At 33.9% G+C, this 23,232-nt stretch carries 21 protein-coding genes and 3 tRNA genes; 16 read left to right on the top strand and 8 right to left on the bottom strand.

Translation table 11 applies throughout. From position 1 onward, the window contains the following. Nucleotides 1-47 precede the first annotated feature (47 nt). Nucleotides 48-2,702: a YhgE/Pip family protein gene (locus O3643_RS06960; RefSeq protein ID WP_371500788.1), complete on the bottom strand. Its 2,655-nt coding sequence runs from the start codon at nt 2,700-2,702 to the stop codon at nt 48-50. Between the two features lie 128 nt (nt 2,703-2,830). Here O3643_RS06960 and O3643_RS06955 point away from each other — a divergent pair, with 128 nt between their 5' ends. Next, nucleotides 2,831-3,373, top strand: a complete 543-nt coding sequence (locus tag O3643_RS06955) for a TetR/AcrR family transcriptional regulator (protein ID WP_004250951.1) — start codon at nt 2,831-2,833, stop codon at nt 3,371-3,373. A 39-nt stretch (nt 3,374-3,412) separates the two neighbouring features. Here the strand turns inward: O3643_RS06955 and O3643_RS06950 are convergent. The 7 genes from O3643_RS06950 to rlmH all read right to left on the bottom strand — a co-directional run bounded on the left by O3643_RS06950 (nt 3,413) and on the right by rlmH (nt 6,589). After that, nucleotides 3,413-3,486, bottom strand: a tRNA-Asn gene (locus O3643_RS06950). A 5-nt stretch (nt 3,487-3,491) separates the two neighbouring features. Next, a tRNA-Glu gene (locus O3643_RS06945) sits at nt 3,492-3,563 on the bottom strand. A gap of 51 nt (nt 3,564-3,614) precedes the next feature. Further along, nucleotides 3,615-4,367 carry a competence system response regulator transcription factor ComE gene (gene comE / locus O3643_RS06940; RefSeq protein WP_004250949.1) on the bottom strand — a complete coding sequence of 251 codons (753 nt, stop codon included), beginning with the start codon at nt 4,365-4,367 and terminating at the stop codon, nt 3,615-3,617. Then, nucleotides 4,364-5,683, bottom strand: a complete 1,320-nt coding sequence (comD, locus tag O3643_RS06935) for a competence system sensor histidine kinase ComD (protein WP_371500922.1) — start codon at nt 5,681-5,683, stop codon at nt 4,364-4,366. The genes comE and comD overlap by 4 nt, the downstream gene beginning before the upstream one ends. A 21-nt stretch (nt 5,684-5,704) precedes the next feature. Further along, nucleotides 5,705-5,830 carry a competence-stimulating peptide ComC gene (gene comC / locus O3643_RS06930; RefSeq protein WP_006149099.1) on the bottom strand — a complete coding sequence of 42 codons (126 nt, stop codon included), beginning with the start codon at nt 5,828-5,830 and terminating at the stop codon, nt 5,705-5,707. A 164-nt stretch (nt 5,831-5,994) separates the two neighbouring features. Then, nucleotides 5,995-6,068: transfer RNA gene (locus tag O3643_RS06925), tRNA-Arg, on the bottom strand. Between the two features lie 41 nt (nt 6,069-6,109). Beyond that, nucleotides 6,110-6,589, bottom strand: coding sequence for a 23S rRNA (pseudouridine(1915)-N(3))-methyltransferase RlmH (rlmH, locus tag O3643_RS06920; RefSeq protein WP_314944552.1), 480 nt, complete (start codon nt 6,587-6,589; stop codon nt 6,110-6,112). 183 nt (nt 6,590-6,772) lie between these two features. Between rlmH and O3643_RS06915 the strand changes: the two genes are divergently transcribed. The 15 genes from O3643_RS06915 to ftsH all read left to right on the top strand — a co-directional run bounded on the left by O3643_RS06915 (nt 6,773) and on the right by ftsH (nt 23,119). Then, nucleotides 6,773-7,954: a S1C family serine protease gene (locus O3643_RS06915; protein WP_314944550.1), complete on the top strand. Its 1,182-nt coding sequence runs from the start codon at nt 6,773-6,775 to the stop codon at nt 7,952-7,954. A 59-nt stretch (nt 7,955-8,013) separates the two neighbouring features. Continuing rightward, nucleotides 8,014-8,775: a ParB/RepB/Spo0J family partition protein gene (locus O3643_RS06910; RefSeq protein WP_247913093.1), complete on the top strand. Its 762-nt coding sequence runs from the start codon at nt 8,014-8,016 to the stop codon at nt 8,773-8,775. A 212-nt stretch (nt 8,776-8,987) separates the two neighbouring features. Further along, a complete protein-coding gene (gene dnaA / locus O3643_RS06905; RefSeq protein ID WP_371500784.1) occupies nt 8,988-10,346 on the top strand; it encodes a chromosomal replication initiator protein DnaA in 1,359 nt (452 codons plus the stop codon). 158 nt (nt 10,347-10,504) lie between these two features. Next, nucleotides 10,505-11,641, top strand: a complete 1,137-nt coding sequence (gene dnaN, locus O3643_RS06900) for a DNA polymerase III subunit beta (protein ID WP_006154821.1) — start codon at nt 10,505-10,507, stop codon at nt 11,639-11,641. Nucleotides 11,642-11,707: 66 nt separating this feature from the next. After that, nucleotides 11,708-11,902 carry a DUF951 domain-containing protein gene (locus tag O3643_RS06895; protein WP_004250933.1) on the top strand — a complete coding sequence of 65 codons (195 nt, stop codon included), beginning with the start codon at nt 11,708-11,710 and terminating at the stop codon, nt 11,900-11,902. An 84-nt stretch (nt 11,903-11,986) separates the two neighbouring features. After that, nucleotides 11,987-13,102 (top strand): redox-regulated ATPase YchF, encoded by a 1,116-nt coding sequence (gene ychF, locus O3643_RS06890; protein ID WP_371500781.1) that lies wholly within the window; start codon nt 11,987-11,989, stop codon nt 13,100-13,102. Nucleotides 13,103-13,174: 72 nt separating this feature from the next. Beyond that, nucleotides 13,175-13,744, top strand: a complete 570-nt coding sequence (gene pth, locus O3643_RS06885) for an aminoacyl-tRNA hydrolase (protein ID WP_371500779.1) — start codon at nt 13,175-13,177, stop codon at nt 13,742-13,744. Then, the gene (gene mfd, locus O3643_RS06880) at nt 13,737-17,240 is read left to right on the top strand and encodes a transcription-repair coupling factor (RefSeq protein WP_371500920.1); all 3,504 of its coding nucleotides are present in this window, start codon (nt 13,737-13,739) and stop codon (nt 17,238-17,240) included. The genes pth and mfd overlap by 8 nt, the downstream gene beginning before the upstream one ends. Nucleotides 17,241-17,305: 65 nt before the next feature. Next, on the top strand, nt 17,306-17,572 hold the full coding sequence (locus tag O3643_RS06875) for an RNA-binding S4 domain-containing protein (protein ID WP_371500776.1): 267 nt from the start codon (nt 17,306-17,308) through the stop codon (nt 17,570-17,572). Further along, nucleotides 17,565-17,933 carry a septum formation initiator family protein gene (locus O3643_RS06870; RefSeq protein ID WP_371500774.1) on the top strand — a complete coding sequence of 123 codons (369 nt, stop codon included), beginning with the start codon at nt 17,565-17,567 and terminating at the stop codon, nt 17,931-17,933. Before O3643_RS06875 ends, O3643_RS06870 begins: the two co-directional genes overlap by 8 nt. 6 nt (nt 17,934-17,939) lie before the next feature. After that, a complete protein-coding gene (locus tag O3643_RS06865; RefSeq protein WP_004250924.1) occupies nt 17,940-18,062 on the top strand; it encodes an SP_0009 family protein in 123 nt (40 codons plus the stop codon). Beyond that, on the top strand, nt 18,055-19,323 hold the full coding sequence (locus tag O3643_RS06860; RefSeq protein ID WP_314944540.1) for a serine hydrolase: 1,269 nt from the start codon (nt 18,055-18,057) through the stop codon (nt 19,321-19,323). The genes O3643_RS06865 and O3643_RS06860 overlap by 8 nt, the downstream gene beginning before the upstream one ends. Further along, complete coding sequence (gene tilS, locus O3643_RS06855) at nt 19,320-20,597, top strand: tRNA lysidine(34) synthetase TilS (protein ID WP_371500771.1); 1,278 nt, start codon at nt 19,320-19,322, stop codon at nt 20,595-20,597. The genes O3643_RS06860 and tilS overlap by 4 nt, the downstream gene beginning before the upstream one ends. Before the next feature lie 4 nt (nt 20,598-20,601). Beyond that, nucleotides 20,602-21,144, top strand: coding sequence for a hypoxanthine phosphoribosyltransferase (gene hpt / locus O3643_RS06850; protein ID WP_371500769.1), 543 nt, complete (start codon nt 20,602-20,604; stop codon nt 21,142-21,144). A 16-nt stretch (nt 21,145-21,160) separates the two neighbouring features. Beyond that, nucleotides 21,161-23,119 carry an ATP-dependent zinc metalloprotease FtsH gene (gene ftsH, locus O3643_RS06845; RefSeq protein ID WP_036756480.1) on the top strand — a complete coding sequence of 653 codons (1,959 nt, stop codon included), beginning with the start codon at nt 21,161-21,163 and terminating at the stop codon, nt 23,117-23,119. Nucleotides 23,120-23,232: the final 113 nt, after the last annotated feature.

The following is a 23,232-nucleotide window of genomic DNA, read 5'->3' as shown; positions in this document are numbered from 1 at the left end:
TTTTATTAATTACTTGTAAATCATTCATTGTTTCACGTGAAACTTTTTTAATCTTCATCCATTTTTTTAGGTTGATAAGCTAGCATACCTAATCCTATGAATAGGGCTAAAGTTATGAGAAGGAAAACTACCTGATGGTGAATATTTCCTGTCATAGAAATGGTTTGTCTCAATCCTGAAACTGAATAACTCATTGGTAACCAAGGATTGACAGCCTTAAAGAAATCATTAGTCAAAGCAAGTGGATAAGTTCCTGCACTTGATGCTAATTGTAATAATAGTAAAATAAGAGAGAAGAAAGCACCTAAGCGACTATTCCATGTCGTTAACGCGGTTACCATAGACATAAAGGTCAAACTTGCGATGATGATTAAGAGCAAGGTTCTCATTTCATGATTTGCTGTTAGACCGATAAGATGAACTCCTCCATAGACTAAGACAGCTGCTAAAACAGCTATAACTCCATTTATTTCGAAACGAGATTTAACCCAAGCCCAACGACTTTCAGGATGACGACCTGAAGGTAACTTAGCAAAAATCATATTTGTTGATAACGCAGCAACAAAGAGGGCAACAGATATCATATAAGGAGCCATAGCAATCCCATTTACAGGAACCTGATCATTGTCTGTTTTTGAAATACTCAAGGGCTCAGATAATACTTCTGCATTGTTAGGCTCTGTTGATGCTGTTTTTAGTTGATTGCTAGCACTATTTAGTCCTTCTCCTAGTCCTGTAGATCCTACTTGTAAACTTTCAATACCAGCAGTTAAAGTTGTTCCACCATCTGCTAGTTTTCCAGCGCCATCGGCAATTTTCACTGCTCCACTTCCTAATTGAGAGCTAGCTGAAAGCAATTGACTTGATTTATCTGTTAATTGACTAGAACCTAGCTGTATCTTATCAAGTCCAGCAATTAAATCTGAACTCTTACTGTTTAATTGATTAGAACCAGATGAGAGTTTTTCGATACCTGTTACTAATTCTGGAGTTTTCCCAGCTAGCGAATCCAAACCAGTTGTCAAGGTTGAAGAGTTTTCTGTCAACTTACTTGATCCAGAAACCAATTGATCCAAACTTGTTGTTAAAGTTGTATTTTTTTCACTTAGTTGGTTTACACCTAAAGAAATAGTATCCAACCCTTTAGTATAATCATTAACTCCATTTTCAATCGATTGACTTCCAGGAACTAACTGATTATCTACAGCATTTTGCAACTGTGTAAATCCACTTGACATAGATGTCAAGGAACTAGATGCCACAGGTAATACTTGATTTGCTTTAGTCTGTAAAGTAGAAAGATTAGAGACTGGTTGGTTTACATTTCCCAAATTTTCTTTTAAATCTCCTACCGTCGTTAAAATTGCTTTTGCTGACTCTATCGTAGAATTAGAATTATTTGAAACAGCTGCAGTCAGTTCTTGTTTCTGAGTATCAGTAAGAGATTGATAAGTTGCTGTTGCTTGAAGATTGGTAAGAGTTTTCTCTTGCTCTGTTTGACTATTAGTCACAATAGTTTGAGCAAGAGTGGATATATTCGCTAAATCATTAGATATTGTACTTTTAAGTTCAGTATTATCTGAAATAGTTACAGCTTGAAGTGCTTTATTCAATTCATCTAAACTAGTTGCTAATTGAGTGATTTCCTCTTTTTGTTGAGATGAAGTATTCAATTGAGTCGAAATTTCTTTAATCCCTTTATTTAATTGGGTAATACCGTCTCTCAATGTATCTGATTGACTAGATAATTGATTTGCCCCAATAGATAGCTTGTCAACACCGCTTGTGTAAGCATTGACACCAACTGAAAATTGATTGAGGCCTGTATTCAGTTGCGAAACTCCTCCTGCATATGACTTCATCCCAGTATTTAGCTGATTGACACCTGCTACTAATTCTGGAGTCTTGGAAGATAATTGATTAAGTCCAGTGTCAACCTGTGAAACTGCACTTGTATAGTTCTGTAAACCATCATTAAATGTACCTAAGCCACTATTCAGTTGCTTTACTCCTGTTACATACGTTGTCAACCCTTTTGTAAATTGATTTGTGCCATCAGAAAAGGTTAAACTTGAACTAGCTAAAGTATCAAGATTAGAAGACAATGTCTGACTTCCTACAGCTAACTGACTAGCCCCATTGCCCAATTGTTCACTTCCATCAGCTGCCTTTGTTAAACCAGATTTTAAATCTCCCATCTTTTGAAATAAAGCTTTCGTATAGGTTTCGGTTACATTAGCAGAAACATTCTGTTTTAACTGTGTCATGGCAGAATCACTCATCTTACTTGCAATGAAACTATGCCCGCTAGAAGTTTGATAGTTAATATTCATTTGTTCTGGGTGATCTGATAGAATAGAAGCAGCCTTTTCAGATAAGTCACTTGGTAAAGTTACTACCATATAGTAATCACCGTCTTCTAGACCCTTCTTACCTTCTTCTTCACTGACAAAATGAAAATCTAATAATTTATTTTGCTCTAAATTGGACACCATGTCTTTTCCAATAGTCATTGTGTTTCCATTATAAGATGCTTCTTTATCATTATTAACGACCGCTACAGGCAACTCAGATAATTGGCCATATGGATCCCACATAGATGATAAAAATATGATGTTGTATAAAGCAGGAATAAGAGAAATCCCTATCATTACAATGATAAAGGTTGGTTTTTTAAAAATTGCTTTCCATTCTTTAAACATATTGTCTCCTTTTTTACACATATTGTCTAAAATTTTGATATAATAGATTATACATTAAAAATTCTTATTTACAAGTCAAAATTATCATTTTTAGACACTGAGTCTATTTTTGTTCACAAGGAGGAACTATGAAAGAGAGCAACAAACGCTTAAAAACCAAACGTACTATTGAGAACGCCATGGTTCAATTATTAACGGAACAACCATTTGATCAAATTAGCACTATTAAGCTGGCAGAAAAAGCCGGAATTAGTCGTTCTAGTTTTTATACTCATTACAAAGATAAGTATGATATGATTGAACATTACCAAAGTAAGCTTTTTCATACCTTTGAGTATATTTTCCAAAAACACGCAAACCATAAAAGAGATGCTATTCTAGAAGTGTTTGAATACTTAGAGTCTGAACCTTTACTAGCTGCTCTTCTATCTGAAAATGGTACAAAAGAGATACAAAACTTCCTGAGAAATAAACTTCACATTATGCTTAGCACTGACCTCCAAAAACGCTTTATGCAATTAAATTTAAACAATATTGAGTTAGAGTATAGCAGTATTTATCTAACAAACGCTCTATTTGGTGTATGCCAAACCTGGATTGCTCATGGAAAAAAAGAAAGTCCACAAGAAATGACAAATTTTCTTATGAAAATGTTGGGAGATGCAAATTAGAGACAAAAAAAGAACACCAATGGTGTTCTTTTTGTTTAACTCCGCCAGTAGGACTCGAACCTACGACATCATGATTAACAGTCATGCGCTACTACCAACTGAGCTATGGCGGATAATATAGTCCGTACGGGATTCGAACCCGTGTTACCGCCGTGAAAAGGCGGTGTCTTAACCCCTTGACCAACGGACCATCTATCTGTAGCAGATATAACCATTATATCAATTTATTACTAATTGTCAATCACTTTTTAGATTTTTTCTCCAGAATATCTCTTAATTTCCGTACCTTTAGACGGGTAATTGGACAACGATGATCCTCATAAAAAACCACTTCTAAATTTTTTCGATCAATTTCCCTAATATTTCCTACATTGACAAGAAATGATTTATGAGCAGAATAAAATCTTTGAGTATCTTTATCTTTTTCTTGAATATCCGCCATAGTACCATAAAATTCTTTGGCAAAATTCTTACCAATAATCCTTAACTTATGAGATACTCCTGTTGTTTCAATATATAAAATATCATGGTAGGGAATTTTCAAATCATTTCCCTTGTAATTATAGTCAAAATAATCCACAACATCTTTATTTTCAAGCAGCATACTTTTGGTATATAAGATACTCTGTTCGATACGTTTTTTAAATAATTCATCATTGATATCTTTATCTACAAAATCCAAGGCTGATACTTGATATTTGTAAGTTAAGGTAGCAAATTCTGATCTACTAGTGATAAATACGATAATTGCATAGGGATTGTGGCGACGAATAAACTGTGCTACCTCAAATCCTTTTTTCTCAACGCCATGAATATCAATATCTAGAAAATAAAGCTGGTTTACTTCATCATTTTCGATATATTCCTTAAATTCTCGTTCTTTACCTGTTGTTTTATAAGAAATAGGAATATTCAATTCCTTTGAAATTTCATCCAAGGTTCTTTCTAATCTGACTTGATGTTGAATAACATCTTCTAAAATTAATACTTTCATTCAAACTCTCTCTTAAATCTAATAATCTGTCTAAACTTACTATCTTCCATCTCTGTCTCTAAAATGATATTTTCATACTTATCCAAAATCTCTTTGACATTATTAAGACCAATTCCTCTATTTCTACCTTTAGTAGAAAAACCTAGTTCAAACAAGTCTTCTGAAGGCGTCATAGTAATTTTACACGAATTTTGAATCACGATAACTGTTTCTAAATCCATCTTAATCACTGCAACCTCCATTTGTTTCGAGTAACTTTCTGCAGCACCTTCGACAGCGTTGTTCAACAAAACACTCATAATACGCACAAGATCAAGCAAATCAATTGACAACCTTGTGATAATATCCTTTACTTCTAGTGTAAACTCTACGTCATTATTTCTGGCATATACAATAGATTGAGCAATCAAACTTCGTAAAGCTGAGTCTCCTATGTTGTTTAAGTCAAAGTATGTATACTTATCTGAACGTAATTTTTGATTAGCTTTGACTAGAACTTCATTGTAAACTCTGTCAATTTCCTGTAAATCTCCACTGTCAATAGCCATTTGCATACTGACAAGCATACCTGCATAATCATGACGAAATCCACGGATTTCATTATACAAACCCACAATTTCATCTGTATAAGTCTGTAAATGTTCTTGTTCAAATTTTTTCTGTTTTAGGGCTATTTCTTTTTCAACTCGCACCTTATAAGAATTCATAGCGAAGAAGATTAGTAGTAAACAAATAAAGACAATTGTTGCTAAAATACTACCAAAGCTATTAAAATGTGCATGAGTACTTACCATATCTGAAATGAATGATAGAATATGTAAAGTAAAGAAACCAAGTATAACTTTTTTTAAAAATGGATAGAGGTAATCTTTGTCAAAATAATGAAGTTCAAGGTGAAAATAAGTAATAATTTCTTTTATTACAAAATAAGTCAGCAATAAAACTACTACAAAAAAGAGAGCTTCATATTTTGTTACAAAAGAATCACCTGTTATAGAGGATATGATTACTGCTATAAAAGTATGAGTACTATGATATAGTAAAGACAATAGTAGACTGATAAAAATAGCCTTGTACTTATTATACTTTTTTACCCCTATTAGATAGACATATATAATAAAGGGAAACATGAATTTTTCTAAACCTAACCCATGTAAAAAAACAAAATAAAAGAAAATTTCAACTACGGACTGCAATATAAAAATCCAACATATGAATAGAAATCTTTCTTTTTTTGTTGCTCTACAAATTAGTTTATAGCTATTTATTAGAATAAAAATATGAAGAATAACTATGAATATTTTTAATAAATCCATCATGTCTCCCTATAATGTTTTCTATTTTTTCCTTTTAGGAAAAAGATTAGTAATAAAGTAAGTTAATCTTTTATCCCCACCTTGGATTTCCTGTAATTCTTTTTCTGTAAGTTTTTTGAACTGCTCTAATTTAACTGTTTTTTCCATATTAAACTCCCCTTTATTGTTTTTTTCTTGTAAATTAACTTACAAGCTTATTATACAAAACGGAGTCTGTTTTAAAACATTTCATTCTCAACTGCACATTTTTGTACCTGAACTGTCAATTTTTACAAAAAACGCTGGGTTTCCCCAGCGTTAAATCTAGTATATGATCCCAGCAGGATTCGAACCTGCGACCGTTCGCTTAGAAGGCGAATGCTCTATCCAGCTGAGCTATGAGACCTAACTAGTTTATCTTATCAAAATAATCGAGAATAGTCAATCCTATTTATGATAGGGAGAACCTTGTTGGATGGTAAAGGCTCGGTATATCTGTTCTACAAGAACTAGACGCATTAGTTGATGTGGAAGAGTTAAACGACCAAAGCTAAGAAATAGATTAGCACGCTTTTTTACTTGATGAGAGAGCCCTAAACTTCCACCGATAACAAAGGTTAAGGTTGAATAACCATTTATAGAAGCTTGTTCTAATTGGCTACTAAATTCTTCAGAAGATAATGTCTTCCCTTCAATAGCCAAAACAACAACAAATTCTCTATCCCCAATTTTGGAAAGGATTCGATTTCCTTCTAAATTCAAGATTTTTTCATTTTCTGAATCGCTGGCACGATCTGGTGTCTTTTCATCAGCTAATTCAATCATTTCTACGGCAGCAAATCGTGATATTCTTTTAGAATATTCTGCAATTCCATCTTTGAGATACTTTTCTTTTAGTTTTCCAACTGTTACAATTTTTATTTTCATGCTTCTATTTTACCATAATCGTGTTCTATTCACATCTTATTCACAAATGAAAAAGGTGAAAAACACAATGAATTCACAAATTTTCAACAATTATCCACAGATTGTTGAAAACTTAAGTTTTTTAAGTTAGAATTAAGTTAATAATCTTATACTTTCACTAATTAATCAAATATGGAGGATTCTATGAAAAACTTAAACAAGTTTTCAAAAACGATTGGACAACTTTTACTAGTTATACTTATTAGTTTTTTTAGTGGTCTATTAGGAAGTTTGGCTGTTCTTCAGTTCAACCAAAAACAAGGAAACAGAGAGCAAAATAGTGCAGCCATCACTCAGACAGCTTCGAAAAATGAAAATTCTACTACACAGGCTGTAGATAAAGTTAAAGATGCAGTTGTATCGATTATCACTTATTCAGGAAATTCTCAAAGTGGTTTTGTTGGAACTGATGATACTGATACAGATTCAAACACTGAACAAATCAACAGTGAAGGTTCTGGTGTCATCTATAAAAAAGATGGGGATGATGCTTATCTTGTAACCAACACTCACGTTATTAGTGGAGCTAAAAAAGTTGATATTCGTCTAGCAGATGGAACAAAAGTACCAGGTGAGATTGTTGGTTCTGATACCTATTCTGATATTGCAGTAGTAAAAATATCTTCAGAAAAGGTCTCTACAGTAGCTGAGTTTGGTGACTCAAGTCAATTATCTGTTGGGGAAACAGCTATCGCAATCGGTAGCCCTTTGGGGTCAGAATATGCAAATACAGTTACACAAGGGATTGTATCAAGCTTGAACAGACACGTTTCTTTGAAATCTGAAGATGGTCAAGCTATTTCAACAAATGCCATCCAAACAGACACAGCTATTAACCCTGGTAACTCTGGAGGACCTTTGATTAACATCCAGGGAGAAGTTATCGGTATTACATCAAGTAAAATCGCCTCTAATGGTGGAACATCCGTAGAAGGTCTTGGTTTTGCTATTCCTGCAAATGATGTTAAGAATATTATCAAACAGTTGGAAAAAGATGGAAAAGTAACTCGACCAGCTCTTGGTATCCACATGGTTAATTTGACAAACCTTAGCACTACCGATCTACAAAAATTGAAACTTCCTGACAACGTTACTTCTGGTGTAGCTGTTCGTTCTGTTCAAAAGAACATGCCTGCAAATGGACATTTACAACAATATGATGTTATCACAAAAATAGATGATACTAAGATTTCATCTACAACTGAATTACAAAATGCTCTATATAGCCACTCTATTGGAGATGAAATGACTGTAACTTATTACCGTAATGGTAAAGAAGAAACAACTAAAATCAAGTTGGACAAGAGTACAAGTGATTTAAATTAATAGTTTACATATTTGTAAACCTACTTTACAGAATATTAAAGATATGATACTGTAGAGGCATGGAAGAATTTAAACTAATTCGTATCAGTGATATTCAAAAAAATCCCTATCAACCTCGTAAAGAATTCTCAAAAGAAAAAATTCAAGAACTTGCCCAATCTATTAAAGAAAATGGTTTAATTCAACCCATTATTGTCCGTCAATCTCCAGTTATCGGATATGAAATCCTAGCTGGAGAAAGACGGTATCGGGCATCGATAGAAGCTGGGCTATCAGAAGTTCCTGTAATCATCAAAAAATTATCTGATCAGGATATGATGGTTCACTCAATCATTGAAAATTTACAACGAGAAGACTTAAATCCGATTGAAGAAGCAAAAGCTTATCAATCTTTAATTGATAAAGGATATACTCATGCAGACATTGCTGAAAAAATGGGGAAATCACGCCCTTATATCACTAATCTTGTTCGATTGCTAACGCTCCCTGATTTTATTTTAAAAGAAGTAGAAACTGGAAAATTGTCTCAAGCACATGCTAGACTTCTAATCCAACTACCTTTGAAAGAACAAAAAAATTTACTCAATCGCATTCAGAAAGAGGATTTATCAGTTCGGCAGGTGGAACATCTACTTAAAGAAGAAAAAAATAAGAAGAAAAGCAAAGAAAAAGATCACTTTATCAAAGAAGAAGAAGAAAATTTGAAAAAATTGTTGGGATTAGATGTCCAAATCGTCCTTCAAAAAAAAGAGGCAGGAAAAATAACTATCTCTTTTCATAATCAAGAAGAATACCAACGTTTTATTAACAGCCTGAAATAAGGCTGTTATTTTATTTTTCTAAACTCACATACTTTTCCACTGGATTAGTATAGAAAAAGTCTATTAAATCAAAATCTAGACCTTTTATCCACAAGTTGTGGATAAATCTTTCAAACATTGTGGATTGTTTTTCACAAGTTGTGGAAAAATTGCTTGCTATGTGATAAAATAGTGTTTAAGATTACACCATTTAGAAAAGGAGGAGTTTGTTGTTGAAAGAAAAACAATTTTGGAATCAGATTTTAGAATTAGCTAAAGAGAGATTGACACGATCAATGTTTGATTTCTACGCAACACCTGCTGAATTAATAAAGGTTGAGGGAAATGTAGCTACCATATTTTTGCCAAGATCTGAAATGGAAATGGTTTGGAGTACAAAACTCAATGATATTATTGTAGCTGTCGGTTTTCAAATCTATGACACTGAAATAAAAGCTCAATATGTATTGACTAAAGAAGATTCTAATACCTCCGATATAGCAAGCAATGTTGAAAATAGTAATCATCAACAGGAAGAAATTAAAAAATCTATACCCTATTCAGAAACAGGATTAAGAGACATCTATACTTTTGATAATTTTATCCAAGGTGATGGAAATATTTGGGCTAAGTCTGCTGCTTTAGCCGTCTCGGAAGATCCTGGACTAACTTATAATCCTCTGTTTATATATGGAGGACCTGGTCTAGGTAAAACTCACTTGCTCAATGCTTTGGGGAACGAAATTCTCAAAAAAAATCCTAATGCGCGTGTAAAATATATTCCTGCTGAAAGTTTTATTAATGAATTTTTAGATCATTTAAGACTCAATGATATGGATAATTTTAAAAAAACCTATCGAAGTCTAGATCTCCTTCTTATTGATGATATTCAATCTCTCAGCGGAAATAAAGTGCAAACTCAGGATGAATTTTTCAATACATTTAACAAACTTCACAGTAATAATAAACAGATCGTTTTAACGAGTGACCGTAGGCCAGAACAACTAGAAAATCTACCTGAACGACTTGTCACGCGCTTCTCATGGGGATTAACAACGGATATTACTCCACCTGATTTTGAAACTCGTATCGCTATCCTAAATAGTAAAACAGAGGATTTAGATTATCATTTTCAACCTGACACAATCGAATATTTGGCTGGCCAGTTTGATTCAAATGTACGTGAATTAGAAGGTGCGCTCAAAGATATTAGTCTTATGGCTAAAATCAAACAAATCAACACTATAACTGTGGATATTGCATCTGAAGCTATACGTGCTCGAAAACAAAGCGTCAGCACCATGATCGTCATTCCGATTGAAAAAATCCAAGAGGAAGTCGGAAAATTTTATGATGTGAGCGTTAAGGAGATGAAGGGAACTAGACGTGTTCAGAATATTGTTCTAGCTCGCCAAGTTGCTATGTACCTAGCTAGAGAATTAACTGATAACAGTCTTCCAAAAATCGGAAAAGAATTTGGTGGTAAAGATCATACAACCGTCATTCATGCTCATGCAAAAATCAAATCTATGATTGAAACTGATGATAAATTACGTATAGAAATCGAAACCATCAAAAAGAAAATCAAATAACTTGTGGATAAGTGTTTAAAATTTTACTGATTTATTAACAAATTTTAAACAAGTCTAACTTCTTGATTTTTCTAAACTAAACTTGGTTTTCCACAGATTTCACACAGCCTACTATTACTATTAACCTTCTAATAATAAAAATAAATAAAGGAGATTCCATGATTCATTTTTCTATTAATAAAAATTTATTCCTGCAATCATTAAATATTACAAAACGTGCTATTAGTTCAAAAAATGCTATTCCTGTTTTATCAACTATTAAAATTGATGTGACTAACGAAGGAATTACATTAATTGGATCAAATGGTCAAATTTCAATTGAGAATTTCATTTCTCAAAAAGATGAAAATGCAGGTCTTTTGATTAACTCTTTAGGATCAATTCTTTTAGAAGCTTCTTTCTTTATCAATGTTGTTTCTAGTCTTCCAGATGTGACTCTTGATTTTAAAGAAATTGAACAACATCAAATTGTACTAACAAGTGGAAAATCAGAAATTACTCTGAAAGGAAAAGACAGCGAACAGTATCCACGTATTCAGGAAATCGCAGCAAGTAATCCTCTAGTTCTTGAAACAAAACTTCTTAAGAAGATTATTAACGAAACTGCTTTTGCTGCTAGTGTACAAGAAAGTCGTCCAATCTTGACTGGTGTTCACTTTGTTTTGAGTAATCATCAAGAATTAAAAACAGTAGCAACAGACTCACATCGTCTCAGCCAGAAAAAATTAACTCTTGAAAAAAATAGTGATAATTTTGATGTTGTTATCCCAAGTCGCTCTCTACGCGAATTTTCAGCTGTTTTTACGGACGATATTGAAACAGTAGAGATTTTCTTCGCAAACAACCAAATTCTCTTTAGAAGCGAAAATATTAGTTTCTATACACGTCTCTTAGAAGGTAATTATCCTGATACAGATCGTCTGATTCCAACAGATTTTAATACGACAGTGACTTTTGATGTTGTGAATCTACGTCAATCTATGGAACGTGCTCGTCTTTTATCAAGTGCTACTCAAAACGGAACTGTAAAATTAGAAATCAAACAAGGAGTAGTTACAGCTCATGTAAATTCTCCAGAAGTTGGTAAAGTGAACGAAGAAATCGATACAATTGCTGTATCTGGTGAAGATTTAACTATTAGCTTTAACCCAACTTACTTGATTGAAGCACTAAAAGCCTTGAATAGTGAAAAGGTAACAATCAGCTTCATTTCAGCAGTTCGTCCATTTACCTTGGTACCAGCTGATACAGATGAAGATTTCATGCAGCTGATTACACCAGTTCGTACAAATTAAGTTAAAGAGGTTGAGCCTAGCTCACCTCTTTTATGATATAATCAGAAATATGAAAAGGAGAGTAGTATGTATCAAGTTGGAAATTTTGTTGAAATGAAAAAACCACATGCTTGTACAATCAAGTCTACAGGTAAAAAAGCCAATCGTTGGGAAATTACACGTCTAGGTGCAGATATCAAAATAAAATGCAGTAATTGTGATCATGTTGTCATGATGAGTCGCTATGATTTTGAAAGAAAAATGAGTAAAATCATCGACTAAATGCAAGTAGTTAGAGGGTTAGCAAGTTTTCCCTTTTTGTGTTATAATATTGGAGATTGAAATGTGAACGGAGATTGAGAAACTATGGCTTTAACAGCAGGTATCGTGGGGTTGCCAAACGTTGGTAAATCAACCCTATTTAACGCAATTACAAAAGCAGGAGCAGAGGCTGCAAATTATCCATTTGCAACCATTGATCCAAATGTTGGGATGGTAGAAGTTCCAGATGAACGCCTCCAAAAATTGACTGAAATGATTACTCCTAAGAAGACAGTCCCAACAACCTTTGAATTTACAGATATTGCAGGGATTGTAAAAGGTGCATCAAAAGGAGAAGGTCTCGGTAATAAATTCTTGGCCAATATCCGTGAAGTGGATGCCATTGTCCATGTAGTTCGTGCCTTTGATGATGAAAATGTCATGCGTGAGCAAGGTCGTGAAGATGCTTTTGTAGATCCATTAGCAGATATTGATACCATTAACCTAGAATTGATTCTTGCTGACTTAGAATCTGTTAATAAACGCTACGCGCGTGTGGAAAAGATGGCACGTACGCAAAAAGATAAGGAATCAGTTGCAGAATTTAACGTTCTCCAAAAGATTAAACCTGTCCTTGAAGACGGTAAATCAGCTCGTACTATTGAATTTACAGATGAAGAGCAAAAGGTTGTCAAAGGTCTTTTCCTCTTGACTACTAAACCAGTTCTTTATGTAGCGAATGTGGATGAGGATGTTGTTGGAGACCCAGAATCTATTGATTATGTGAATCAGATTCGTGAATTCGCAGCAACGGAAAATGCAGAGGTAGTGGTCATTTCTGCGCGTGCTGAAGAAGAAATTTCTGAATTAGACGATGAAGATAAAAAAGAGTTTCTTGAAGCTATTGGTTTGACAGAATCAGGTGTGGATAAGTTGACTCGTGCTGCTTACCATCTACTTGGACTTGGAACTTACTTCACAGCTGGTGAAAAAGAGGTTCGTGCTTGGACCTTTAAACGTGGCATGAAAGCCCCTCAAGCTGCTGGTATCATCCACTCTGACTTCGAAAAAGGCTTTATTCGTGCAGTAACTATGTCTTATGATGATTTGATTAAATACGGATCTGAAAAGGCGGTAAAAGAAGCTGGACGCTTACGAGAAGAAGGAAAAGAATATGTCGTTCAAGATGGCGATATTATGGAATTCCGCTTTAACGTATAATCAACATTTTTAATAGTGTCAATTAGGTTGGAAAAAAATTCCAGCCCTTTTGGCTTTTGAAAGGAAATTTAAATGACAAAATTACTTGTAGGATTGGGAAATCCAGGGGATAAATATTTTGAGACAAAGCATAATGTTGGTTTTATGTTGATTGACCAACTAGCAAAAAAAAAGAATGTATCCTTTACACACGATAAAATATTCCAAGCTGAATTAGCTTCATTTTTCCTTAATGGTGAAAAAATTTATCTAGTGAAACCAACAACTTTTATGAATGAAAGTGGGAAAGCAGTTCATGCTTTATTAACCTACTATGGTTTAGATATTAAAGATTTACTGATTATTTACGATGATCTTGACATGGAAGTAGGAAAAATTCGACTTCGCGCTAAAGGATCAGCTGGCGGTCATAATGGTATCAAGTCAATTATCCAACATATTGGTACACAGGTTTTCAATCGTGTAAAGATTGGTATTGGTAGACCTAAAAAAGGAATGTCTGTTGTTCACCACGTTTTGAGTAAATTTGACAAGGATGACTATATAGGTATTTTACAGTCTATTGACAAGGTTGACGATGCTGTAAATTATTATTTACAAGAGAAAAACTTTGAAAAAACAATGCAGAAATACAATGGGTAAGGGAATGTCATTAATCGAATTCTTTTTAGAGAACAAGCAGATACAGTTATGGGGTGAACATTTATCTCTCAAGCAGAGGGAATTACTACTAGGTCTCTCTGGTTCAGCAAAGTCTTTAGCTATTGCAAGTAGTGTTAAAAATCAGAACAAGATTTTAGTAATGACCTCTACTTATGGAGAAGCTGAGCGTTTAGTCAATGATTTAATTTCTATCCTGGGTACTGATATGGTTTATCCATTTTTAGTAGATGATTCACCAATGGTAGAATTTTTAGTATCGTCTCAAGAAAAGATTTTTTCAAGAGTTGAAGCCTTGCGTTTTCTAAGAGATAAATCTCAAAAAGGAATATTAGTTTGTAACATGGCAGCTAGCCGTTTATTCTTACCAAATCCTCAAATCTTTGATAACAGTGTGTTAAAACTTGAAGTTGGCGAAGAATGTGAACAAAGAGAATTAAAAAATCAATTGATTTCACTTGGTTATAAAAAAGTTACTCAAGTTCAAAGTCAAGGCGAATTTAGTCTTCGAGGGGATATTTTAGATATCTTTGAAACTTCACAACTATCTCCTTACCGAATAGAATTTTTTGGTGATGAAATAGATGGGATTAGAGAATTCGACGCAGATACACAATTATCAAAAGATAGTCGGTTAGAAATTTCTATATATCCAGCTAGTGACATTTTATTAACTGTTGAGGATTACAATCGTGGTCAACAATTCTTAGAACATGAGATTGATAAAACTATTTCACCTACATTAAAGTCCTACCTAGAAGAAGTTTTTAGTTGTGCAAAAGAGCAAGTCCTTCATGCAGATATTCGTAAATTTTTGTCTGTTTTTTATAAAAAACAGTGGACCTTGATTGACTACTTGAACCAAGCACCTATTATCTTTGATGATTTTCAAAAAATCATGAATCAGTATGATATTTTTGATAAGGAAACAGCTGGATACTTTACAGAGGATTTACACAACAGTAAAGCTGTACCAAGTTTACAATATTTTGCTGATGTAGAAAGTCAGTTAAAAAAATATTTACCAGCCAGCTTCTTTTCTAATTTTCAAAAGGGACTTGGAAATCTAAAATTTGATCATCTTTATCAATTCAATCAATATCCTATGCAAGAATTCTTCAATCAGTTTTCTTTTCTGAAAGAAGAAATTGAACGTTATAAAAAATTAAAATATACGATTGTTCTTCAATCAAGCAGCCAAACAGAACTAAAAAAACTGTCAACGATTCTTGATGAATATAGCATTAAAGTTGACAATAGTAATCAAAGTGAAATTTGTAAAGGAACTGTCAATCTTGTTGAAGGAAACCTTCGTCATGGTTTTCATTTTGTGGATGAGAATCTTGTATTCATCACTGAGTATGAAATATTCAAAAAGAAGATTAAACGCAAATACAGAAGACAAAATATCAGTAATGCTGAGAGATTAAAGGACTATAGTGAACTCCAAAAAGGAGATTATGTTGTTCATCAAATTCATGGGATTGGTCAATATTTAGGAATCGAAACGATTGAACTCAAAGGGATTCACCGAGATTATGTAAGTATTCAATATCAAAATGGAGATCGAATTTCTATCCCTGTAGAACAAATCCAAACCTTATCTAAGTATGTTTCAAGTGACGGTAAGGCTCCAAAGTTAAACAAATTAAACGATGGACGTTTTAAAAAAGCTAAGCAAAAAGTTAAAAATCAAGTTGAAGACATTGCAGATGACTTAATTAAGTTATATGCAGAGAGGAGTCAACTTGAAGGTTTTGCATTTTCAAAAGATGATGAAGATCAGGTTGCTTTTGATGAGGCTTTCCCTTATGTTGAAACTGAGGACCAACTTCGAAGTATAGATGAAATCAAAAAGGATATGCAGGCTTCTCAACCAATGGATAGGCTTTTGGTTGGAGATGTTGGTTTTGGTAAGACTGAGGTGGCCATGCGAGCTGCTTTTAAGGCTGTCAATAATCATAAACAGGTTGTTGTTTTAGTACCAACCACAGTTCTTGCTCAGCAACATTATAGTAATTTCAAGGAAAGATTTGAGCAGTTTGCTGTCAATATAGATGTTTTAAGTCGTTTTAGAAGTAAAAAAGAGCAGACTGAAACACTTGAAAAATTGAAAAAAGGCCAAGTTGATATCCTGATAGGAACCCATCGAGTTTTATCTAAAGATGTTGAATTTGCTGATTTAGGATTAATCATCATCGATGAGGAACAACGTTTTGGTGTCAAACATAAGGAAGCTTTGAAGGAATTAAAAAAGAAGGTTGATGTCTTAACTTTAACAGCTACACCAATTCCTCGAACTCTACATATGTCTATGCTAGGTATTCGAGATTTATCTGTCATCGAAACTCCCCCAACAAATCGATATCCTGTACAAACCTATGTCCTTGAACAGAATGATCGTGTCATTCGAGATGCTGTATTGAGAGAAATTGATCGTGGTGGTCAGGTTTACTATCTTTACAATAAAGTTGACACGATTGAAAAGAAGGTTTCAGAGTTACAAGAACTGATTCCAGAAGCTTCTATTGGTTTTGTTCATGGTCAAATGAGTGAAATTCGTTTGGAGAATACACTACTTGACTTTATCGAAGGTGAATATGATATTTTAGTAACAACAACAATCATTGAAACAGGGGTAGACATTCCAAATGCCAATACCTTGTTTATCGAAAATGCAGACCACATGGGATTGTCAACCTTGTATCAATTAAGAGGTCGGGTTGGTCGTAGTAATCGTATTGCTTATGCCTATCTTATGTATCGACCAGATAAATCATTGACAGAAGTTTCTGAGAAGAGATTGGAGGCAATTAAAGGTTTCACTGAATTGGGTTCTGGTTTCAAAATCGCTATGCGCGATTTATCCATTCGTGGAGCTGGTAATCTTTTAGGAAGTTCGCAGTCCGGTTTTATCGATTCAGTTGGTTTTGAACTCTATTCTCAGTTACTGGAAGAAGCAATTGCTAAGAAGAATGGAACTGCTAAGAAACGTGAAAAAGGTAATGCTGAGTTAATTCTACAAATTGATGCCTATCTTCCGGATGAGTACATTTCAGATGAGCGACATAAAATTGAGATTTATAAGAGAATTCGTCAAATTGACAACCGTGTCAACTACGAAGAATTACAAGATGAGTTAATTGACCGTTTTGGTGAGTATCCTGATGTTGTTGCTTATCTTTTAGAAATTGGATTAGCTAAAGCTTATCTAGATAAAGTATTTGTCAATCGAGTTGAAAGAAGAAATAATAAGCTTGTCATTCAATTTGAAAAAATATCGCAACAGCTATTTTTAACACAAGATTATTTCCAGGCTCTTTCTCAGACAAATTTGAAGGCTAATATTTCTGAAAATCAAGGTTTGATCGAAGTTGTATTTGATATTCGAAATAAAAAAGACTATGAGATTTTAGAAGGACTCTTAACCTTTGGAGAATCGTTAGCGAAGATAAAAGACTTAAAAGAGTCGCATTAGGGATTACCTTTTTTCTTCTATAAAAGGGATAAAAATGATACAATAATAATTTGAGGTATTATAAGATGAGATTAGATAAATATTTAAAAGTATCACGAATTATTAAACGCCGTACGGTAGCTAAGGAAGTTGCAGATAAAGGGCGAATCAAGGTTAACGGTATCCTTGCTAAAAGTTCAACTGATTTAAAAATCAATGATCAGGTTGAAATTCGTTTTGGAAATAAATTGTTGCTTGTAAAGGTGCTCGAAATGAAAGATAGCACAAAAAAAGAAGATGCAGCTAGGATGTATGAAATTATCAGTGAAACAAGGGTAGAAGACGATGTATAAAAAAACAGTCCAAATGAATAATTCATTTATTCAAAATGAACACCAACGACGTAAATACATGATGGAAGAACGTCAAAAACGTAATCGTTTTATGGGTTGGGTTTTGATTTTAATTATGTTGCTATTCATCTTACCAACTTACAATTTAGCACAAAGTTACCAACAATTACTAACACGTCGCCAGCAACTAGCTGATTTGAAAAAACAATATCAGGACTTGAGCGATGAAAAGGATAAAGAAGCTAGTTTAGCAACTAAGCTAAAAGATGAATCCTATGCGGCTAAATATTCCCGTGCAAAATATTATTATTCAAAAACATGGGAGGAAGTTTATACAATTCCGGACTTACTTCCTAGGTAATGTGAAATGGAAAATTTATTAGATATTATCGAAAAATTTTTAAGTCAGTCAGATGAAAAATTAGATGAGTTAGCTCAAAAGAATCATCTGTTACGGCTACAAGAAGAAGAGGGGAAAAAGAATGCGTAAATTTTTAGTGATATTACTACTTCCTATTTTCCTAAAAAGCGTTCAAGTAGTAAGCACTGAGAATCCAGTTGTCATTCCAAAACAAGAAGTTTATTCTTTAACTCATACTCCATATCATTTTTATTATCAAGATATTATAGAATCTCCAAAATTTTATGGTGAGACGCCTGTTTATTCTACAGAAGACCTGATTAATGAATCGGGTAAAGTAAATGCAGAAACAAAATTAACCGTTTTAGAATGGCGATTAAATAAACAAGGACAGCCTGTCTTTAAATTGTCAAATAATCAATTTGTAATGGCTGATAAACGACTTTTATACGATAGTTCCATCGTAAACGATTTTTCTAAACGAGTATGGTTAGAACCAGGATTTGTCGTTTATAATAGTCCTTATAATCAACAAGAATTAAAGTCTACTTTAGCGCCTTATCAAGAAGTTGAAGCAGATATGTCTATTTTTGCAGAAGGTCGTGAATTCATACATGTCAAGCAAACGGGCTGGATTTCGACGGATTATATTTCCGATGATGATAATCGTATTCAGAAAGTACAAGAGTTGCTATCTGCGAATTATCAAAATGAACAGTTCTCTATTTATATTAAACAATTGAGTACAGGTAAGGAAGCTGGCATTAATGAAAATCAAAAAATGTACGCTGCTAGTGTTATGAAATTACCTTATCTTTATTCTGTTCAGGAAAAAATCAATCAAGGTGATTACCAACTTGACACGAAATTGAAGTATGTTTCCGAAGTTAATGATTTCCCTGGTTCTTATAAACCGGAAGGAAGCGGAAGTCTCCCTAAAACAGCGGACAATAAAGAATACACAATCAAAGATTTAATCACAAAAACTGCAAAAGAATCTGACAATGTAGCTCATAATATTCTTGCTTATTATATTACGAATAAATCAGATGAAGCCTTTAAAAAAGAGATGACTACTATCGCAGGTGAAGAGTGGAATGTGACAGATAAGATGGCTTCAGCTAAAATGGCTGGTCAAGTTATGGAATCTATTTACAATCAAAATGGTTTTGTTTTAGAATCCCTATCACAAACATCATTTGATAATCAGCGGATTGCTAAGAATATTTCTGCTAAGGTAGCCCATAAAATTGGGGATGCAGATGAATTTAAACACGATGTAGGAATAGTCTATACAGATTCTCCTTTCGTTATTTCAATCTTTACCAAAAATTCTGATTACGATACCATTTCTAAAATTGCTAAGGATGTCTACGAGGTCCTAAAATGAGAGACCGAGATTTTTTAAATCATTTTCTAGAAAAAGGTTACTTTGAAGGACATTCAAGAGTTGTGCTAGCCTTGTCTGGTGGATTGGATTCGATGTTTCTTTTTCAACTTCTTTTGACCTATCAAAAAGAACTTGGTATTGAATTGTTTTTAGCACATGTAAATCATAAACAACGACCAGAGTCAGATAAGGAAGAAAATGAATTAAGAAAATTAGCTGAACAAGCTGGAGTTCCAATTTATGTAGCTTGTTTTACTGGAGATTTTTCAGAAGCGAATGCTCGTCAATTTCGCTATGAATTTTTTAGAGAAGTGATGGAGAAAACTTCATCTACAGCTCTTGTAACAGCTCATCATGCAGATGATCAAGTTGAGACAATCTTTATGCGATTGATTAGAGGTGTTAGACTACACCATTTATCAGCTATTAAAGAAAGACAAATATTTGATAAGGGAGAGTTGATTCGTCCTTTGTTGTCTTTTTATAAGAAGGATTTTCCTGAAATTGAGCATTTTGAAGATTCAACAAATAAAAAAAATCACTATCTTCGCAATCGTATTCGCAACCTCTATCTGCCACAGTTAGAAAAAGAAAATGTTCAGGTAAAAAAAGCAATTTTAGAGTTTGGAAAAGAAGTTTCTGATTATCAAATTGCTCTGGCTGAATTATCTGAAGCGGTTGATGTAGAAGATTTAACTCAGTTTTTATCTTTTTCCGAAGCAACACAAAGAGTTTTACTACAACAATACCTTAGTCGTTTTGCTGATTTAAATGTAACAAGAGAACAATTTCAAGAAATTCATCATATTTTAAAAACTAAGAGTCAATATTGCCATAATATAAAAAATGGTTATGAACTTATAAAAGAATACCAGCACTTTCAAATTAGTAAAATCAGACCAAAGTCTGATGAAAAAAGTAGCGAGTGTGTGTTAAACTATCAAAATCAAGTTTATTATGAAGGTTTTCTATTTTCATTTGGAATTCCTCTAAAAGGTAAAAGTGTTCAACAAATAAATGTTTCCCGTGAAACATCATTGATTTTGCGACATCGACAGCCAGGTGATTATTTGATAATAAATGGTCATCGAAAAAAAGTAAGGCGACTTTTTATTGATTTAAAAATACCTGCAGAAAAACGAAAAAATGCGATTATTGTTGAGCAATTTGGACAAATTTATTCAATTTTAGGAATCGAACTCAGTGATTTGAGTATAAAAATGAAAAATGATATAATGAACACTGTACTTTATATAGAAAAAATAGATAGGTAAAATCATGTTAGAACAAGATATCAAGAAGATTTTGATTTCACAAGATGAAATTACAGAAGCAACTAAGAAGTTAGGTGCTCAATTGACAAAAGATTACGAGGGTAAGAATCCGATTTTAGTTGGGATTTTAAAAGGATCTATTCCATTTATGGCAGAATTAGTCAAATATATCGACACTCATCTTGAAATGGATTTTATGATGGTTTCTAGTTATCATGGTGGAACTGTAAGTAGTGGTGTCATCAATATCAAACAAGATGTCACTCAAGATGTTAAAGGTAGACATATTGTCTTTGTAGAAGATATTATTGATACTGGACAAACATTAAAAAGCTTGAGAGATATGTTTACTGCTAGAGAAGCAGCGTCTGTTAAGATTGTTACTATGCTGGATAAACCAGAAGGACGTACTGTAGAAATTGAAGCAGATTATACATGTTTTACAATTCCAAATGAATTCGTTGTAGGCTATGGTTTAGACTATAATGAAAATTATCGTAACCTTCCTTATGTAGGCGTATTGAAAGAGGAAGTTTACTCAAAATAGAAGGGTAAGTTGTTGAATGCAAAAACAAAATAATGGTTTTATAAAAAATCCATTTCTTTATTTGTTGATGATTTTCTTGCTAGTAACGGGATTCCAGTACTTTTTCGCTGGGAGAGCTGCCGGGCACAGTCAACAAATTAAATACTCAGAATTGGTGCAGGAAATCACTAATGACAATGTAAAAGAAATAACCTATCAACCAAGTGGTAGTGTTATTGAAGTGTCTGGTGTCTATAAAACTGCTAAAACAGAAAAACCGGAAACAGGTATTCAGTTTTTCACACCTTCTGCAACAAAAGTAGAAAAATTTACAAGTATTATTCTTCCATCGGATACTACTGTAGCAGATTTGCAAAAACTAGCTGGTGAACACCAAACACAAGTTGAAGTCAAGCACGAAAGCTCAAGTGGTATGTGGATTAACATCCTAGTTTCGGTAGTGCCATTTGCCATTTTATTCTTCTTCCTATTTTCTATGATGGGAAATATGGGAGGAAATAGCGGACGCAATCCGATGAGCTTTGGACGCAGTAAAGCTAAGGCTGCTAATAAGGAAGATATCAAAGTACGCTTTTCAGATGTAGCAGGAGCTGAAGAAGAAAAACAAGAACTTGTTGAAGTTGTTGAATTCTTGAAAGATCCAAAACGCTTTACAAAATTAGGTGCTCGTATCCCAGCTGGTGTTCTCTTAGAAGGACCTCCGGGAACTGGTAAAACATTACTTGCTAAAGCAGTAGCAGGAGAAGCTGGTGTACCATTCTTTAGTATTTCAGGTTCTGACTTCGTAGAAATGTTCGTCGGTGTCGGTGCCAGCCGTGTACGTTCACTCTTTGAGGACGCTAAAAAAGCAGCACCAGCTATTATCTTCATCGATGAAATTGATGCCGTTGGTCGCCAACGTGGTGTCGGTCTTGGTGGAGGTAATGATGAACGTGAACAAACCTTGAACCAACTCTTGATTGAAATGGATGGTTTTGAAGGAAATGAAGGGATCATTGTCATTGCGGCAACGAACCGTTCAGATGTTCTAGATCCAGCTCTTCTTCGTCCAGGTCGTTTTGACAGAAAAGTATTGGTTGGTCGTCCAGATGTTAAAGGACGCGAAGCAATTCTGAAAGTCCATGCTAGAAATAAACCTCTAGCAGAAGATGTGGATTTGAAGTTAGTAGCACAACAAACTCCAGGTTTTGTTGGTGCTGATTTAGAAAATGTATTGAACGAAGCGGCATTAGTTGCTGCCCGTCGCAACAAATCAGTCATTGATGCTTCTGATATTGATGAGGCAGAAGATCGCGTTATTGCAGGGCCTTCTAAGAAAGATAAAACTGTTTCCCAAAAAGAACGTGAAATGGTTGCTTATCACGAAGCCGGGCACACTATCGTAGGGTTAGTCTTATCAAATGCGCGTGTCGTTCATAAGGTAACAATTGTTCCACGTGGTCGTGCAGGTGGTTACATGATTGCTCTTCCGAAAGAAGATCAAATGTTGCTATCTAAAGAAGACATGAAAGAACAATTAGCTGGTTTGATGGGTGGACGTGTTGCTGAAGAAATCATCTTTAATGTCCAAACAACAGGTGCATCAAACGACTTTGAGCAAGCTACACAAATGGCGCGTGCAATGGTTACAGAGTATGGTATGAGTGAAAAACTTGGGCCTGTTCAATACGAAGGAAATCATGCAATGTTTGGTGCTCAAACTCCACAAAAATCTATTTCAGAGCGTACAGCTTATGAAATTGACGAAGAAGTTCGAGCATTGTTGAATGAAGCACGTAATAAAGCAGCTGAAATTATTCAATCAAATCGTGAAACGCATAAATTAATTGCAGAAGCCTTATTGAAATATGAAACATTGGATAGTACACAAATCAAATCTCTTTACGAAACAGGGAAAATGCCTGAATCAGTAGAAGAGGAATCACGTGCCCTATCATATGATGAAGTCAAATCAAAAATGGCTGAAGAAAACTAAAATATTAGTAGACGAGATACAAGAGAGGGTATTATTATATCCTCTCTTTCTTATTATAGAAACTAATCTATGAAAAACCAGTAAAAAAATTTCAGAAAAAACAAAACAAACTA

It is taken from the genome of Streptococcus sp. 20925_1_44, from assembly GCF_041432435.1.
In the GTDB taxonomy this organism is placed as follows: Bacteria; Bacillota; Bacilli; order Lactobacillales; family Streptococcaceae; genus Streptococcus; species Streptococcus infantis.
This window is presented reverse-complemented; position numbering and strand designations above follow the sequence as displayed.